The organism is Streptomyces sp. NPDC059256 (assembly GCF_042753785.1).
In the GTDB taxonomy this organism is placed as follows: Bacteria; Actinomycetota; Actinomycetes; order Streptomycetales; family Streptomycetaceae; genus Streptomyces.
In genome coordinates this window covers 309947-328635 of sequence record NZ_JBHYZO010000008.1, presented here as the reverse complement: position 1 = coordinate 328635, position 18689 = coordinate 309947, and the positions used below count along the sequence as shown (strand labels likewise).

Genomic DNA, 18689 nt, shown 5'->3' with positions numbered 1-18689 from the left:
ACTGACGAGACACGGCAGTACGCCACCACCCGCCCCGACACCGCAGAGGCATCCGGAGCGGGCACGGCGACCAGCCAGGTCCCGGACGGCGCCTGGGTGACTGGAACGGGCATCTTGCCGTCCTTCACCCATCGCCAGGCGGTCTGGTAACTCACGCCCTGCTGCCGCGCCCACTCCGAAAGCTTCACAAGATCAAGATATCCGGGACGTACGACTAGAAGTGACTATGAATGACTAGAAAATCTGTAGCAGCTTTCACCCCCTCGTGTGGCACGAGGGTGCCCGCCGGTACGTACACCGGCGGGCACTCTTGTGTCCGGAGACTGGGGGGAATCGTCACAGAGATTTCACAGCCAGGGTTTACGGCGCGTAGTCATCACTTTCCGTTACCGCGTTATGGCGCCGATAAATGCTGGTGAATGCGGCGGAATCAAATACTCCGAATTGATCGCCTTAACCAAGAGTAAAGGTCCTTGACTTAGTCTCTTCTTCATACGTAGTGTCTGCGTGGCTGGTGGTTCGGCCTGGTATCCATGGATGCCGCCACAACGTCCGTTCGGACGGAAATCCTTCTTCTGCTAATAATTCATTTCCTAATGTGGGCGCTGGGCGCCCGGCGTCGTTAGGACGGGGGTAAGCGGTGTCATTACGTGATACCGAAGGGACGGCGATCGGTGGCCTGGTGACGTCTGAGGGCGTTGCCGTGTGGCTTCGAAGTCGGGTGGCCGCGCTGGTGGGTCGGTCGAGGGGCGAAGTGGGTGACGATGAGCTGCTCGCCGGGTTGGGGGTGGACTCGATGCGCGCCACGACCCTGATGGCGGAGCTCTCTCGTGAGCTAGGAAGACATCTTTCGCCTGCACTTATGTGGTCTCACCCGACCATTGGAGCGCTGGCGGCCAGGGTGGCGATGGGTGAGGTCGCCGAGGAGGCGGGCGCAGTGAAGCGCCCGATGGGTCGCGGTGATCGTCGCCAGGGCGAGGTCGTTGCGGTCGTGGGCATGGCGTGCCGCTTCCCTGGTGCCGGCGATATCGAAACTTTCTGGCGGCTGTTGGAATCCGGGGTCGATGCGGTAAGTTCCGTTCCGACTGGGAGATGGGACGCGCGTCCCCCCGGCGGCGAAGATCCGGTGGCTTCCGGTGGTATGACGACGATGGAAGCCGGATTCCTCGATGGTCAAATAGATGAATTCGATCCGCTCTTCTTTGGGATTTCCCCGCGAGAAGCCCAGGAAATGGATCCGCAGCAACGGCTGTTTCTTGAAGTCGCTTGGGAGGCATTGGAAGACGCCTCTATCACTCAGAGTAGTCTCATGGGTAGTGACACCGCAGTGTTCGCCGGGGCGATCTGGCACGACTACGCGGACCTCGCCTGCGGCGATCCAGCGAGCCTGTCCTCGCACTCGGCCACCGGGCGGGCGCTGAACATGGTCGCCAACAGGCTGTCCTACGTCCTCGGGCTCCGCGGCCCCAGTGTCGTCCTCGACTCCGCGTGCTCGTCCTCGCTTCTGGCCCTGCACCTCGCCTGCCAGAGCATCGTGAGCGGTGAGTCCTCGATGGCCATCGCCGGGGGAGTCAACCTGCTGCTGAGTCCCGAGACCATGGTGTCCCTCAGCAGGTTCGGCGGGCTGTCCCCGGACGGCCGTTGCAAGGCATTCGACGCGCGGGCCGACGGCTTCGGCCGTGGCGAGGGATGTGGGGTCGTCGTCCTCAAGCCGTTGACCAGGGCGCTCGCCGACGGCGACGACATCTGGTGCACGATCCGCGGTACGGCTGCCAACAACGACGGCTTGAGCAACGGACTCACGGCTCCCAACCCGGTGGCGCAGGAAGAAGTGCTGCGCACTGCCTACCACCGCGCCCGGGTCGCACCGGACGAGGTGCACTTCGTCGAGACGCACGGCACGGGGACCGCGCTCGGAGACCCCATCGAAGCCATGGCGCTGGGCGCGGTCCTCGGCGCAGGGCGGGCGGAGGACCGCCCGCTGCGCATCGGTTCGGTCAAGACCAACCTGGGCCACCTGGAAGCCGCGGCCGGAATCGCCGGCTTCATCAAGACTGCCTTGACGCTCAAGCACCGCAAAGTACCGCGGAACCTCCACTTCGACACCCCGAACCCGCACGTTCCCTTCGATGACCTGCGGCTCAAGGTGCCCACGGAGACCGAGCCATGGCCTGCCACGGGCCCTGCGTACGCGGGGGTGAGTGCTTTCGGCTGGGGCGGTACCAACGTCCATGTGGTGGTCGAGGGCCATCGGGAACCGACCCCCGTCGCGCTGCCCGATGTCACCGCACGCGGCATTCCGGGACGGCCCCGGGTCGCCTTCGTCTGCTCGCCGTACGGGCAGCAGTGGGTCGGCATGGGACGCAACCTCTTCCGTACCGAACCGGTCTTCCGGGCCGTCCTCATGGAGTGCGACCGGGAACTCATGCAGTACACCGGGTGGTCCCTGGTGGAAGAGCTGTTCCTGACCGAGGAGTGCGCCCGCACCGATGACGTGGGCGTCATGCAGCCCATCGTCTTCGCGATCCAGGTAGGGCTGGCCACTTGGTTGGAAGCCGCCGGAGTCCGGCCAGGTGCCGTCGTCGGCCACAGCCTCGGGGAGATCGCCGCGTGCGTGATCGCGGGTGTGCTCGACCTGCCGGACGCCGTACGACTGGTCCACCACTACAGCGATCAGCAGCGCCGGGTGGCCGGCTCCGACCGGGGCATGGCCGTCTTCGAACTCTCGGCAGTCGAACTGGAGGAACGCCTGGCCCGCTCGCCCTCCTCGGTGGCCGTCGCCACCCGCAACGGACCGCGTAGTACGGCACTGGCGGGCGATCGCTCGGAGCTGGAGGCGCTCGTCGCCCAACTGAAGACCGAGGGGGTGCTGTGCGCCATGATCCGTGTCGATCTGCCCGCCCACACCGCCGCCATCGACCCGATCACGGCCGATCTGGAGCGTGCCATCGAAGGACTGACCGGGAAGCCAGGTCGCATCCCCGTCATCTCCTCCGTGACCGGACAGCCCCTGGACTGGCGGGACGTCGGCCCGGCGTACTTCGTCCGGAACCTGCGCGAGCAGGTCCGGCTCGCCGACGCGACGGCGCATCTGCTCAGCGAGAAGTTCGATGTCCTGGTGGAGATCAGTGCCAACCCGGTGCTCGCCTCGGCCCTACAGCAGAGCGTTGAGGACTCCGGCCGGACCGCGACCGTCATGACCACGATGCGACGCGACGCGGACGATCGCACCGGACTGGTCGAGACACTGACGGCGCTCGCGCGGCTCGGGACGGCGGTACGCCTGCCGGGCGCGGACGCCGAGCCGGTCAACGAACTGTTCACCCTGTCGGCCAAGTGCCCCGAGGCACTGCGCGACCTCGCCGGCCAGGCGGCCGAACGCCTGAGCTCATCCGGATCCGACCCGGACGACAGGACCGGGGGACTGCCGGCCCTGGCACAGGAAGCCCTGCGCAGGGCTCACCATTCCCATCGACTCGCGCTCTCCGTGCGAACCGAGACGGAACTCGTCGAAGCCCTGTCGGCTCACGCCCGCGGTGAGAACCACCCAGCACTCCACACCACGGGCACAGCCGCGCAGAGCAGGCCCAGGGTCGCGTTCGTCTTCCCCGGCCAGGGCTCCCAGTGGATCGGCATGGGCAGGGAACTCATCCGCAGCGAGCCGGTGTTCCACGCGGCCATCCGCGCGTGCGACACGGCAGCACGCGCCCATGTCGGTTGGTCGATCGAAGCCGAGCTGACATCCGGTGACACCGACCTGATCGTCGACCGCATCGATGTCGTCCAGCCCGTTCTCTTCGCCGTCGAAGTCGCGCTGGCAGCCCTGTGGCGCTCCTGGGGCGTGGAACCGTACGCCGTGGTGGGACACAGCATGGGAGAGGTGGCCGCGGCCCATGTCGCCGGCGTGCTGGGCATCGAGGACGCGGCACGGATCATCTGTCTGCGCAGCCGCCTGCTCCGCCGCACCAGTGGACAGGGCGCGATGCTCGCCGTCGAACTCACCGTGGACCAGGCGCGGGAGGTCCTCGTGGGCAGGGAGGACAAGGTCTCCGTCGCCGTCAGCAACAGTCCGCGCTCCACGGTCCTCTCCGGCGACCGCGAGGCCCTGGCCGAGATTGCCGAACAACTGGAACGCGGACAGGTGTTCTGTCGGTGGGTGAAGGTGGACGTGGCTTCCCACAGCCCCCAGATGGACCCGCTGCGCCCGGACCTCCTGGCAGCCCTGAAGGGCATCGCCCACCACCCGGGGACCGTACCCGTCTACTCGACCGTCACCGGAGCCGTCCTGGACGGCACCCGGTTGAACGAGAACTACTGGGCCGACAACCTCCGTGAACCGGTCCTCTTCGGCGCCCAGGTGGCCCGTCTCGTACGGGAAGGGGTGCACGCCTTCGTCGAGATGAGCCCCCACCCCATCCTGCTCCCCGCGGTCGAGCAGGTTGCCGCGGAGTGCGGTGGCCCGGTGACGGTGATCCCTTCGCTGCGCAGGAACGAGAACGAGCGGGACACGCTACTCGCCTCTCTCGGCAGGCTGCACGTGCTGGGGGCGGCGACGCGTGTCGACCGGGCGGTGACTCCCGCCCGGCGCGGTCGGCGACTGCCGCACTACCCGTGGCAGCGGGAGCGCTTCTGGCACGAGCGCTCCGACCGGGCACCTCGCTCGGGTGCCGGACTCGTACCGCGCCGTGGACTGCTCGGTGAACGGATCGACTCGGCCGTACAACCGGGCACCCACTACTGGCAGATGGAGTTCGGGGCCGATACCGCCGACTTGGGCGACCATCGGATCGGCGGGGCCGCCGTGATGCCCGGCGCGGGATTCGTCGAGATGGCCCTCGCGGCGGCCGGCCAGGTGTGGGACGGTCCCGGGCACGTGCTGTCCGACGTGCTCTTCCAACAGGCGATGGTCCTTTCTCAGAACCGACCCACACGGGTTCAGGTGGTACTGGAGGGGACCCACGAACGGGAAGCCCGCATACGCTTCTTCGTCCCGGAGGACAACGGTCCGGTCTGTGTCGCCCAGGCGTCGCTGTCCACGGCCGACTCCGGCCGACGAGCCGAACCGACCGACATCGAACGTCTGGCCGGGCGGATGGCCCAAACGCTCGACGGATCCGACTACTACCGGGCGCTGGCCACCTGCGGTCTCGACTACGGCCCTGCCTTCCGCGGCATCCAGGACATCGCGCGCAACGACCATGAGGCCCTGGCGAAGATTCGCCTCGACACCCCGCCCGAGCTACCCGGCACCGACTACCTCGTCGCCCCGGCACTGCTCGACTGTGCGTTGCAGTCGGCCGTGGCACCGCTCCTCGACGGCGAGTGGCGGGCATCGGGCGGCTTCCTGAGCGAAGGCATGGGGAGGGTGACCGTCCACGGGGCCGTCCGCGGCGAGGTGTGGGCACACTCCACCTGCCGTGCCACCGCAGACGGCCAACGCGAAGCCGACGTGCGGGTGTACGGCCCGGACGGCACCCTGCTCGTCGACGTGACCGGTCTGCGCATCGTCTTGCTGCGGTCCGTGCCCGTCCTGGCCGGGCGGCCCGGGGCGACCGCGACGGACGGCCAGGTCCCGCTCGCTGCCACGACCGGTGGACTGCGCGCGAGCATCGCCGCACTGCCGAGCGGTCCCGAGCGGCGCGCCGCCCTGGAATCGGCGGTGCGGGAAAACGTCGCGCAGGTGGTGCGACTGCCCGCGCGCAGGGTCGAGACAGACCGCCCGCTGAAGTCCCTGGGAATCGACTCCCTGATGTCCCTGGAGCTGCGGAACCGGCTGGAGGCGGTCTTCGGGATACCCCTGTCGGCCACGCTCATCTGGAACTACCCGACCGTTCGTGAGATCGCCCCCTTCCTGGCCGAGAAGCTGCGCCTGGAGCTGGACGACGCGATCGCGCCCACCGAAGGGTCCCCGACCGCACCTGTGGAAGGCACAGGCGGAGACGGAGGCACAGGGCGACAGCCCGGCGCCGGGACACCAGAGGAACTGCTCGAACGTGAACTGGCCGAGCTCAACGAGCGGATGGAGACCATCTGATGAGCGGCACACCAGGTCCGACGACGAACGCGGCGACAGCATCAGCGGACGCCACCGTCACCCATGCCCTCGCGGCCGTACGACAACTGCGCGGCAAGCTCGACGTACTGGAACGCGCGAAGCGGGAAGCCATCGCCATCGTCGGGATGGGATGCCGCTTGCCGGGTGGCGTGTCGTCGCCCGAAGCCTTCTGGAAGGTGGTCTCCGAAGGAGTCGACACCATCGGGGAGATCCCGGAAGAACGTCGAGAGCTTCGCGGGCGAAGCGGTGCGTCGGCGCAGGACGGAGTCGCTGCTCCGGTGTACGGAGGGTTCATCGAAGGCGTCGACCGTTTTGACCCCTACTTCTTCGGCATATCGCCGCGTGAAGCGGGCCGAATGGACCCCCAGCAGCGGCACTTCCTCGAAGTGGCCTGGGAGGCGTTGGAGGACGCCGGACTGACCCGGGAGAAACTACGGGCCAGCGAAACCGGTGTCTTCGTGGGTGCCAACGCCTCGGACTACCTTCAACTCCAGGTCCAGGACGTCACTGCCATTGACGACTACACCGTGGTCGGCGGGACCAACTGCATCATCTCGAACCGCCTCTCCTACCTGCTCGACCTGCGCGGGCCCAGCCTGACGGTCGACACCGCCTGCTCCTCCTCCCTTGTCGCGGTGCACCTCGGCTGCCAGAGCCTGCGCTCCCGGGAATGTGACACGGCGGTGGTCGGCGGCATGAACCTGATCCTGTCGCCCCACATGGCCCTGGCACACGCCAAGGGATTGCCGCTCGCCCCCGACGGCAGGTGCAAGACCTTCGACGCGCAGGCGAACGGATACGCCCGTGGTGAGGGCGTCGGGACACTGGTGCTCAAGCGGCTCTCCGACGCCACCGCAGACGGCGACCGGATCTGGGCCGTCATCCGCGGCTCGGCCGTCAACCAGGACGGCCTGACCAACGGACTGACCGCCCCCAATGGACTGTCGCAACGCGCCGTGATCAGACAGGCCCTCCGCAACGCCCGCATCGAGCCGTCCCAGGTGACGCTCCTGGAGGCGCACGGTACGGGAACGGAACTCGGCGACCCGATCGAGGTGGAAGCGCTCAGCGCGGTCTACGGTGATCCGAGAGGGGGAGCTTCCCCGTGCGCCCTCGGCTCGGTGAAGACGAACATCGGCCATCTGGAAGCCGGCGCGGGCATGGCCGGACTGATCCGGGCGGTGCTCAGCATCCACCACAGCGCCATCGCCCCGCATCTGCATCTGTCGACCGTCAACCCGCACATCGACCTCGACGGGACCCGGCTGTCCATCCCGACCTCCCTGCGCACCTGGGAGGTTCCCGACGAGCGGCGCCACGCGGCGGTCAGTTCCTTCGGCGCGGGCGGTACGAACGCCCATGTGATCCTCGGCCCGGCTCCGGCGGACACCGATGGCGAAGCGGCGAGGAACCCGTCCGAGGAGGGCCCCTGGCTGTTGCCGGTGTCCGCGGCCACGGCCGACGCCCTGGCGCCCATGGTGCGGGCCTACCGCGACCACCTCCTCTCGTCCGATGGCCGTGCTCAAGACTTCGCCGACCTCGTCCATACGGCCACGGTCCGCCGCACCCGTCACCAGCACCGACTCGCCGTGGTGGCCGGCTCGCATCAGGATGCGGCGGCCCGGCTGACGAGCTGGCTGGAGGGGGAGGAGCCGGCCGGAGCCGTCACGGGCCACGCCGGAAGCTCCGTGGCGGACGGAGTCGTCTTCGTCTTCCCGGGTCAGGGGTCCCAACGAGCGGGCATGGGTCGGGAACTGCTGACGGTCTGCCCGGTGTTCCGGGCCGCGGTGACCGAGTGCGATGACGCCATGCGCCACTGGCTCGGCGGACGTTCGATCATCGACGAGGTCATGAGGATCGAGGAGACGGCGACGCTCGACCGCATCGATCTGATCCAGCCTGCGCTGTTCGCCCTCGCCGTGGGTCTCGCGGCGCGATGTCGCTCGTTCGGCCTGGAACCCGACGCGGTGGTGGGGCACAGCATGGGAGAGGTCGCGGCGGCCTATGTCGCGGGAGCGCTCACCCTGGGGGATGCCGCCCGCATCATCTGCCGGCGCAGCGCCCTGCTCCGCCGCATCAGTTGCCAGGGAGCGATGCTGGTCATCGCCCTGCCGCTGGACGAGGCCGACCGGCTCATCGAGGGATGCCGCGACGAGGTGTCCGTGGCCGTCAGCAACAGCCCCACGTCGACCGTGCTGTCAGGTGATCCGGGGACTCTGGTCGACCTGGCGGAGGAGCTGCGCGGGCGTGGGGTGTTCTGCCGGCCGGTGAAGGTCGACGTCGCCTCCCACAGTCCGCAGGTCGATGTGCTGCGGGACGAACTCCTCGCGGATCTTGCCGACCTGCGACCCCGGCCCTCCCGCATCCCCATCCTGTCGACGGTGACGGGAACCTGGTCCGACGGCTCGGAGTTCGACGCGGACTACTGGATGCGCAACCTCCGGGAGCCCGTCCTGTTCTGGGATGCGGTGCAGGGCCTCATCACCCGGGACCACGGGGTGTTCCTGGAGATGAGCCCGCACCCCGTCCTGTTGTCCGCAGTGGAGCAGGCATTCGATGTCCGTGAGCGGGACGGGCTGGCGTTGCCGGCCATGCGGCGCGATGAGCCGGAGACCCACGGGACGTTGGAGATCCTCGCTGCACTGCATGTCCACGACATCCCGGTGAACCTGCCGGTGCCGATGCGGGGGCGCTCGGTTCCGCTACCCGGTTACACGTGGCAACACGAACGGTTCTGGTTCCGTGACACCAGTGCGAGAAGCACCGCCGCCCCACCTGCGCCCGCGCGCGGGGCGGACTCCCCCCGGCCACAGCAGACGGCCCCGCGCAGCCAACAGGCGGCGCTGCTCGACCGGCTGCTACCCACCACCGGCGCCGGGCGGCTGAACATGGTCCTCGCGTTCGTGCGCGACGCGGTGGCGGACATCCTGGAGATGGCCCCGGAGCGCATCGAAGCGGACGCGGGCTTCTTCCAGATGGGCATGGACTCGATGCTCGCCGCCCGCGTACGAGTCCGGCTCGAAAACGGGTTCGGACGCAAGCTGCCCGCGCCCATCATGTTCGAACACCCCTCGGTGGGGGCGCTCTCCGCCCATCTGCTCGCACTCGCGGAGCGGTTGCTGGGCACACCGACGGCCCTGCCCGACAGTCCGCCAACGCCCTCACAGCCCCCGCCCAACGAGGCCCGGGCCAGGGAGGCATCCGTTCCCTCGCGCACCGTCCTGCCCGACCCGGACGCCATGGGCGATCTCCCGGAAGACGAACTGCTCGCCCTGCTGGCCGAAGAGGTCCGCGCGTCGACCCGTACCGCAGGAGGCTCCCGATGACAGACGACGGTGTGGAACGGCAGTCCGTCCTCGCCCAGAGCGTGCGCGAGATACGCAGGCTGCGCACCGAGCTCGACGAAGCGGAACGGGCGAGGACGGAGCCCATCGCCATCGTCGGCATGGGATGCCGGATGCCCGGGGGCGCCAACAGTCCCACGACCTTCTGGGAGTTCCTGGACAGCGGCGGAGACGGCATCGGAGAGATACCCGCCTCCCGTTGGGACGTGGAGGGCTTCTACGACCCCACCCCCAACGCACCCGGGAAGATGTCCACGCGACGAGGAGGCTTCCTGAACCAGGTCGACCAGTTCGACCCGGCGTTCTTCGGTGTCTCCCCCCGGGAGGCCGCCGCCCTCGATCCCCAGCAGCGTCTGCTGCTGGAGGTGAGTTGGGAGGCGCTCGAACACGCAGGCCAAGCACCGGCCGGACTCATGGGCTCGGACACAGGGGTCTACTTCGGGGTCACGACCTACGACTACATGCAGGCACAGATGCAGCAGGTCGACCCGGTCGACCTGGACGCCTACGGACTCACCGGCAACGCGTCCACCTTCGCCGCCGGCCGGCTCTCCTACTGGCTCGGGCTCAACGGCCCCAGCCTCTCCGTCGACACCGCCTGCTCGTCCTCCCTGGTGGGGGTGCACCTGGCGTGTCAGAGCCTGAGATCGGGGGAAACCGACCTGGCCCTCGCCGGTGGCGTGAACGTGCTGCTCGCACCCGAGTGGTTCGTCGTGGCGTCCCAAGCGCACATGCTCGCGGCGGACGGCCGCTGCAAGACGTTCGACGCGCGCGCCGACGGCTACGTGCGCAGCGAGGGCTGCGGAGTCGTCGTACTGAAGAGACTCTCCGACGCCCGTGCCCACGGCGACCGGATACTCGCACTCGTCCGAGGATCAGCCGTCAACCAGGACGGGCGCAGCAGCGGAGTGACCGTGCCCAACTCCGCCGCCCAACAGGCCGTGGTCCGGCAGGCCCTGCGAGCGGCGTCCGTGGAGCCGGCACAGGTCGACTACGTGGAGACGCACGGCACGGGAACCCCGCTCGGTGACCCGCTTGAGCTGCGCGCCCTGGACGCAGTGCTCGGGAACCGCGGCGCGGCAGGCCCGCTGCTCGTCGGATCGGTCAAGACGAACGTCGGCCATCTGGAGCCCGCCGCGGGCGTCGCAGGTCTCATCAAGGTCGTGCAGTCCCTGCGGCACGAGCGCATACCGCCGCACCTGCACCTGTCCGAGGTCAACCCGGAGATCGGCATCGAGGACCTGTCCCTGGAGATCCCGACGCGCGGAGTGCCGTGGCCCCGCGGCGAGAGGGTCCGCATCGCCGGGGTGAGTTCCTTCGGAGCCAGCGGTACGAACGCCCATCTGATCGTCGAGGAGGCGCCCGCAGAGCCCGCGCCGGAAACGCCGGCCTCCGTGGAGCGCACCGCGCAACTCCTGACGCTCTCCGCCAAGAGCCCGGCCGCGCTCACCGCTCTCGCCGCCAGCTACGGCGACCGTCTCGCGACCGCCACGGACGTCGAACTCGCCGACATCTGCTACACCGCGGCCACGGGCCGGTCCCACTTCCCCCACCGGCTCGCGGTGACCGCTTCATCCGCGGCGGAGATGGGACAGCGGCTGGCCGGATGCGCCGCGGGCGATCAGCCGGCGGGCAGCCGCCGCGGGCACGTCACTGCGGTGTCCGATCCGCGGGTGGTCTTCCTCTTCACCGGACAGGGCGCACAGTACGCGGGCATGGCTCGCTCCCTCTATGCGACCGAACCCGTCTTCCGACACGTCGTCGACCACTGCGCCGAGGTGCTGCGCCCGCTGACGGACCGCCCCCTGCTGTCCGTGCTCGACCCCGTGCCCGAGGACGCCGACCTCATCCACGACACGTGCTGGACGCAACCGGCGCTGTTCACCGTCGAGTACGCACTGGCCCAACTGTGGCGCTCCTGGGGCATCGAACCCTCCGCCGTACTCGGACACAGCATCGGGGAACTGGTGGCGGCCTGTGTCGCCGGTGTGCTCGACGTCGACGACGCTCTGCGGCTGGCCGCCCGCCGAGGGCAGCTGATGCACGAGCTCACCCGGGAAGGGGCCATGGCGGCGGTCTTCGCGGCACCGGAGCAGGTGGCTTCCGCGCTGGAGCCGTACGCGGCGGAACTCTCGATCGCGGCGGTCAACGGACCGCAGAGCGTCGTCGTCTCGGGAACCGAAGCCGCCGTGACCGCCCTGCTGTCGGTCCTGGCCGGACAGGGCGTCCGAGCGAAGCGGATGGCCACCAACCGGGCCTTCCACTCACCCCTGATGGAGCCGGCGCTCGACGCCTTCGAACGGGAGGCGGCCGAAGTGACGTTCCGCGCCCCCCGCATCCCGCTCATCTCCAATGTCACCGGGCAGCCCCTGACGGGGGAGCGGGCATTCACCGCCACCTACCTGCGCGAACACGCGCGTCGAGCCGTCCGCTTCCACGACGGCATGACCACCCTCTACCAGCAGGGCTACCGGATCTTCCTGGAGCTGGGGCCCGCTCCCACCCTGAGCGGCCTCGCCAAGCCCTTCCTGACGGCCGGATCGAGTGGCACGGACGAAACCGGGCAGGGCAGTGACCGTCCGCCGGTCTTCCTGCCGTCGCTGCGCCCGCGCCAGGACGATTCGCGGGTCGCGCTGGACAGTCTGGGTGCCCTGTACGCGCTGGGCGTGGTCGTCGACTGGGCGCAGTACGAAGCGGGTCGCGGCCGACGCCTCGCGGAAGAACTGCCCACGTACCCCTTCCAGCGGAGCCGGTACTGGTTCAAGCCGAGTTCCCGAGCTCTGCCCGCCGCGGGAACCGCTCTGTCGCCGGTGGCCGGTCCGTCACGGACGCTGCTCGGTGAGCGGGTGCCGTCCCCGCTGCCCGCGGTGCAGTTCTCCGCCCGGATCGGCGCCGAGGCACACCCGTGTCTGGGCGACTGCGTGATGGACGGACTCCCGGTCGTCAACATCGGCGTCTACCTGGAGTCCGCGTTCGAGGCGGCCCGGGAGCTGTACGGCACCGGGCCGGTGCAGGTCGAGGACTGCCTGGTCCTCCAGAGCATGATCCTGGAGCCCGGCGAGCAGGCCGACGTTCAACTCGTGGTCGACCGGGACACCGTCGGTCAGGAGCGTTCCACCTTCCGGTACTTCGCCGCCGGACGTCGGGGCGACGAGGCAGCACCGTGGGCCCTCCACGCACAGGGCCGCATCGGGCCGGCCCGCGCGGTGACGCCGGCCAGGGAGGACCTGGACGCCGTCCGGAGCCGGCTCACCACCGAGACCACCGGAGACGACTTCTACCGCCGCATGTGGCGGCGCAAGCTCTATCTCGGCCCCTCGGCACAGTGGGTCGAACACCTCCACAGCGGTGGGGGCGAGGCACTCGCCCGTATGAGGCCACCCCGACCGGGGGAGTCCGACGCCTACCACCTGCATCCCGGACTGACCGACGCCCTGTTCCAGACCCTGTTCGCCTGTCTGCCCCCCGAGAGCCCTCCCGATGCCACCTACATGCTGGTGGGCATCGACCGCTTCCTGCTGCACGGCTCCGGTGGCACCGGTCCGACGTACTGCCGGGTGAGGCTGCTGCCGTCCTCGGACCCCACCTCCGTGCTCCTCGCCGAAGCCCGGTTGTACGACGACCGGGGTCGACTGCTCGCCGAGGCGGACGGGGTGTGCCTGAGGCGGGCGGAGCGCGATCACCTGCTGCGCGGCAACACACGGCAACCGCAGCACGGGGAAGGGAGTGCGCGGCAGCCCACCGCGGTGACGGCCGATGCCGCCCCCGCAACGCCGCAGAGCCCCGAATCGGCCCGGGACTTGCTGGCGCGCACCGTGGCCAGGGCTCTCGGCGCAGCCGAAACGGAGCTGGACGTCCACGAGCCACTTCAGAACCTCGGCCTGGATTCGCTGATGGCCTTGGAGGTGAAGGAGGCACTCTCCGTTGGGCTGGGCGTCTCCCTACCGCTGGTGATCTTCCTGGACGGCCGTAGTGTTCACACGCTCGGCACGGAGATCCTCGGTCTGCTCGGCCAGGACGGAACCAACGAGACTTCCGAGACGGACAGTGGGCCGACCCCCGAGGGCGGCCGACTCCCCGTACTCGTCCCGGACAACGCTGCTCGGCACGACCCCTTCCCGCTGACGGATCTCCAGCAGGCATACCTCGTGGGACGGTCGAGCGCCTTCGAACTCGGCAATGTCTCGACGTACTTCTTCATCGAGGTCGATGTGGAGGGCGTCGACGTCCCCCGACTGGCCGATGCATTCCAAGCGATGGTCGCGCGCCACGACATGCTGCGCGCGGTCATGACGGAGGACGGCCACCAGCGGGTGCTTGCTGACGTCCCCCCGTACGAGGTGCACATCACGGACCTGCGCTCTCGCGGCGAACAGGAGCGTGACCGGATCCTCCGGGAGATCCACGAGGACGTCAGGGACCAGGTCTTCGACACCACGAGCTGGCCGCTGTTCGACGTCCGGGCCACACTCGTCGACGAAGGGCGCACCCGGCTGCACATCGGCCTCGATGCGCTGATCATCGACGCATGGAGCACCTCGCTCCTGTTCCGCGAATGGGCCATCGCCTACCGCGAAGGCGTCGCCGTGCTCCCCGAGGTGCCGATCACCTACCGCGATTACGTGGTGACCGCGCGGTCCATCGAGGGCACGGAGTTGCACGCCGCCTCCCTCGCCTACTGGCGCGGGCGCGTGGAGTCACTGCCTCCCGCACCCGAACTGCCCCTGGCCCGTGACCCCGCTACGCTCGACCGACCGGCCTTCACCCACCGCTCCGACCGGATAGCGGCAGAGGACTGGGCGCGGTTCAAGAAGTACGCGGCGGCTGCCGGCGTCACACCCTCGGCGGCCCTGTGCACCGCGTACGCCCAAGTCCTCGCCGCCTGGAGCAAGACCAGCCGATTCACCCTCAACGTCCTCTTCTTCAATCGGCTTCCCCTGCACGCCGAGGTCGGCAGCGTGGTGGGGAACTTCAGCGCCACCACCCTCCTGGAGATCGACAGTGCGGCGACGGACGGCTTCGCCCTGCGCGCGGACCGGGTGCAGAGACAACTGTGGAACGACCTCGAACACAGCCATGTGAGCGGGGTAGAGGTGCTGCGCGAACTCCACCGGGTCCGGGGCGGCGCCGGACGGGCCGCCATGCCGGTGGTGTTCGCCAGCACGGTCAACTTCGCCGCCAAGGAAGACTCCGCAGCTGCCACGGGCCTCGCCCAGCATCTGACGGCCCTCGGACAGGGCGGCCGTGAGGTCTTCAGCTCCATCCGCACTCCCCAGGTCTGGCTCGACCACCAGGTCGTGGAGGACGCCGGAGCGCTGATCGTGAACTGGGACGTCATCGAGGAGATCTTCCCCGAGGGCATGATCGACGCCATGTTCGCAGCGTACGTGGACGTCCTGCGCGGTCTGTGCCACGACGAACGGTCCTGGCAGCACCCGGCCCCCGTCCTGGTACCCGAGAGCGACCTGATGCAGCGGCAGGCCGTCAACGCCACCTCCGCCCCACTGCCCCCCGGCCTCCTCCACGAGCCGTTCACCGAACAGGCGCTCGCCCACCCGGAACGCACCGCCGTGATCGCGGTCGACCGCACCCTCACCTACGGGGAACTGGACGTCCGCACCGAGCGGCTGAGCACCTGGCTGCGCCGCCACGGCGCCCGCCCGGGCGTGCTCGTCGGCATCGTCATGGAGAAGGGATGGGAACAGGTCGCCGCCACGATCGGCGTGCTGAAGTCAGGAGCGGCCTATGTGCCCATCGACGCGGACATCCCGCCCGAGCGCCTGGGACTGCTGCTGGAGCGTGCGGAGATCACCCTCGTCCTGACCCAAAGTCGAGTGGCGGAGCGCACCGCCTGGCCGGAGGGAACCCTGCTGCTGAGCGTCGACGGGCCCGCAGCGGACTCGGTGGACGCCGACCCCCGCGAGCCGTCCACCGCCCGCCCCGACGATCTGGCCTACGTCATCTTCACCTCTGGCTCGACCGGCACTCCCAAGGGCGTGATGATCGAACACCGCGGCGCCCTCAACACCGTGCTCGACGTCAACGAGCGCTTCGGCATCACCGAGGAAGACCGGGTACTCGCCCTGTCGGCGCTCAACTTCGACCTGTCCGTCTACGACGTCTTCGGCATCCTCGCCGCGGGCGGCGCGATCGTACTGCCGGAGCCCCAAGCCCATCGGGAGCCCGCACGCTGGGCCCGGCTGGTCACCGATCACCGGGTCACGCTGTGGAACAGCGTCCCCTCGCTGATGGAGATGTTCGTCGAGCACCTCTTGGGCGAGGGACACCGTGACACACCACCACTGCGCACGGTGATGATGAGTGGGGACTGGATACCCGTCACCCTGCCCGACCGCATCCGCGCCCTGGTGCCCGACGCCGCGGTGTGGAGCCTGGGAGGTGCGACCGAGGCATCCATCTGGTCGATCGTGTACCCCATCGGCCAGGTCGCCCCCACCTGGACGAGCGTCCCCTACGGCACGCCCATGCGCAGCCAGCAGTTCCATGTGCTCAACGAGGCCATGCAGCCGTGCCCGGTGTGGGTGCCCGGCCACCTCCACATCGGCGGAGCCGGTCTCGCACGCGGCTACCTCGGAGACGAGGCCAAGAACCGCGTCTCGTTCCTTCGCCACCCCTCCACCGGCGAACGGCTCTACCGGACCGGTGACCTGGGCCGGTATCTGCCCGACGGCAACATCGAGTTCCTTGGCCGGGAGGACTTCCAGGTCAAGGTGCAGGGGTACCGCATCGAACTGGGCGAGATCGAGGCGGCGTTGTTGCAGTGCCCCGCGGTGCGCGCCGCCGTCGTGTCAGCCCTGGGCGAGCGCCGCGGGCCCAAACAACTCGTCGCGTACGTCGTACTGGACGAGGGGCACGATCCGCTCGATGCGCCGGGAGCGCTGCGGGAAGCACTGGGAAAGACACTGCCCGCGTACATGGTGCCCCAGCACCTCCTCGTACTGGACGAACTACCGCTCACCGCGAACGGCAAGGTCGAGCGGGCCGCACTGCCCGCCCCGGGCACCCGTCCCGATGACGCTGCGACCAGCACCGCGCCGCGGGACGTGGTGGAGCGGGAACTCGCCGCCATCTGGGCCGAGTTCTTCCCCGAAGCCTCCATCGGGGCGCACTCCGACTTCTTCGCACTCGGAGGCAACTCCTTGCTCGCCGTGCGCCTCATGGCGCTCATCCACACCCGTATGGGCTGCTCGATCCCCCTGTCCACCCTCTTCGCCCGTCCGACGATCGCCCTGCTCGCAGAAGTCGCCCGGAACGCCGGCACCACGGTCCGACGCACGACCCTCGTCCCGATCCGTACCGAGGGGAGCAGGCCACCGCTGTTCTTCGTGCACCCGGTGGGAGGCGATGTCCTCTGCTACGCCGAACTCTCACAACTGCTGGACGAAGGGCAACCGTTCTACGCCCTTCAGGTACCCGACGGACCCGTGTCGACCACGGTCGAAGAACTCGCGGGCCAGTACGTCAAGGCCATCAAAGCAGTCGTCCCCGACGGTCCCCTCAGGCTGGGAGGCTGGTCCATGGGCGGTGTTGTGGCCCTGGAGATCGCCCGACAACTCGGCGCGGCGGGGCGTGCGGTGGAGAGCCTGTCCCTCATCGATCTGATGGAACCGCCGGGACCCACGGACGACGGACACATCGATGACGCGGTCCTGCTGTCCTGGTTCGCCCGCGATCTCGGCGGACTCAACGACAGGCCCTGGGAACCCGGCGCCGAGTTCTTCCGCGGGGTGGGGGACCACACCCAGGCCCTGGAAGTGCTGCACGCCGAGGCACGCAGACTGTCGGTGCTGTCGGACGACATCGACGTACAGACCCTCGGCGCCATCTTCGGACGCTTCGCCCGAAACTACCGGGCTCTGCTCCGCCACCGGCCGGCACCCTACGAGGGCCCGGTCCGCTTCTTCCGGGCCGTGGACGGCGCCACCGAAGAGGTGGTGGCTGCCTGGCGGGAGCTGCTCCCGCCCGACTCGCACGTCGTCGACGTTCCCGGCGACCACTACGCCGTGATGCAGCATCCGCAACTGAGCCTGCTGGCGGACGCACTGAATGCCTGGCTCGACGACTCCTCCGCGACTCCCACGACCCTCACGCACCCACGACCCAACGACGAAGGACACCAGCGATGACCCTCCGCTTCGGCGCGTTCATCCCGCCGTTCCACTCGCTCGACGAAGACCCCACGACCGCGTTCTGGCGAGACCTGGACCTGATCGAGTGGCTGGACGTGCTCGGCATCGAAGAGGCATGGGTGGGTGAGCACCACTCCGGTGGCTGGTCAACCGTCAGTTCACCGGAACTGTTCCTCGCCGCCGCCGCAGAGCGGACCCGGCGGATCAAACTCGGTACCGGCGTGGTCAGTCTCCCGTACCACCACCCCCTCACCACCGCGAACCGAATCGTTCAACTCGACCACCAAAGCGGTGGGCGGGCCATGTTCGGCATGGGCGCAGGGGTGTCGCCCGCGGACGCGCACATGATGGGCATCGCGGCCGGCGACCAGCGGCGCATGATGGGGGAGTCCCTCGACGCCCTGGTACAACTGCTGACCGATGACGAACCGGTCACCGTGAAGACCGACTGGTTCGAACTACGGGACGCCCGTCTGCATCTGAGGCCCCGTACGAAGCCGTGCTTCGACATGGCCGTCGCCAGTGCCGGCTCCGAGAGGGGGATGCGGCTGGCGGGTCGGTACGGCCTGTCCTCGCTCACCTTCGCCGGACGGCCCGGGATGGAGGAGCCGCCGCTCGCCCGGTTGTGGGCCGCGGCAGAGGACGAGGCCACCCAGTACGGCAGGAGCGTGGACCGGGCGAAATGGAGGGTCGCCATCTGCGTGCACATCGCGGAGACCCGGGAGGAGGCCCTCAGCCAGGTCCAGGGCGGAATGGCCCGATGGTTCCGCGAGTACGTCCGCGACACGGTCGGCGCAGCCGCGACCCTGCCGGAGGGGCGGGAGGCAGAGGTGGCGGTGGAGACGCGCACGGCCATCATCGGCTCGGTGGACGACGCCATCGAAGCGATCCAACGAATGCTCGACGAAAGCGGCGGATTCGGCACCCTGCTGGTCAACACCCAGGACTGGGCCACGCGGGAGCAGACCAAGAGAAGCTACGAACTGCTCGCCCGGTACGTCGCACCGCACTTCACCGGTGCTCTGGAGAGCCGGCGGGCATCACAACAATGGGTCTCGGAACGCCGCAACGACTTCGCGGCCCAGGCGCGCGAGGCCGCCTCGCAGTCCTCGTCCGGCCGATAGTCCTCAGCGGGAGGTT

The 18689-nt window shown here is 69.0% G+C and carries 4 protein-coding genes and 1 pseudogene; 4 read left to right on the top strand and 1 reads right to left on the bottom strand.

The window, feature by feature from the left end:
- Positions 1-188: pseudogene (locus tag ACFXJL_RS20675) on the bottom strand (IS607 family transposase); the annotation flags it as partial.
- 452 nt (positions 189-640) lie between these two features.
- Here ACFXJL_RS20675 and ACFXJL_RS20670 point away from each other — a divergent pair.
- From ACFXJL_RS20670 to ACFXJL_RS20655, 4 genes are read left to right on the top strand one after another with little or no spacing between them, the layout of a single operon-like run.
- Complete coding sequence (locus ACFXJL_RS20670; protein ID WP_384694403.1) at positions 641-6034, top strand: acyltransferase domain-containing protein; 5394 nt, start codon at positions 641-643, stop codon at positions 6032-6034.
- The gene (locus tag ACFXJL_RS20665; RefSeq protein WP_384694400.1) at positions 6034-9381 is read left to right on the top strand and encodes a type I polyketide synthase; all 3348 of its coding nucleotides are present in this window, start codon (positions 6034-6036) and stop codon (positions 9379-9381) included. Before ACFXJL_RS20670 ends, ACFXJL_RS20665 begins: the two co-directional genes overlap by 1 nt.
- Positions 9378-17546, top strand: coding sequence for an amino acid adenylation domain-containing protein (locus ACFXJL_RS20660; protein WP_384694397.1), 8169 nt, complete (start codon positions 9378-9380; stop codon positions 17544-17546). The genes ACFXJL_RS20665 and ACFXJL_RS20660 overlap by 4 nt, the downstream gene beginning before the upstream one ends.
- Positions 17543-18673 carry an LLM class flavin-dependent oxidoreductase gene (locus ACFXJL_RS20655; protein ID WP_384694394.1) on the top strand — a complete coding sequence of 377 codons (1131 nt, stop codon included), beginning with the start codon at positions 17543-17545 and terminating at the stop codon, positions 18671-18673. The genes ACFXJL_RS20660 and ACFXJL_RS20655 overlap by 4 nt, the downstream gene beginning before the upstream one ends.
- Positions 18674-18689: the final 16 nt, after the last annotated feature.

Excerpts from the sequence above, each read along its gene's own strand:
- ACFXJL_RS20655 (WP_384694394.1), top strand. The coding sequence starts at position 17,543 with ATGACCCTCCGCTTCGGCGCGTTCATCCCGCCGTTCCACTCGCTCGAC.
- ACFXJL_RS20660 (WP_384694397.1), top strand. The coding sequence starts at position 9,378 with ATGACAGACGACGGTGTGGAACGGCAGTCCGTCCTCGCCCAGAGCGTG.
- ACFXJL_RS20665 (WP_384694400.1), top strand. The coding sequence starts at position 6,034 with ATGAGCGGCACACCAGGTCCGACGACGAACGCGGCGACAGCATCAGCG.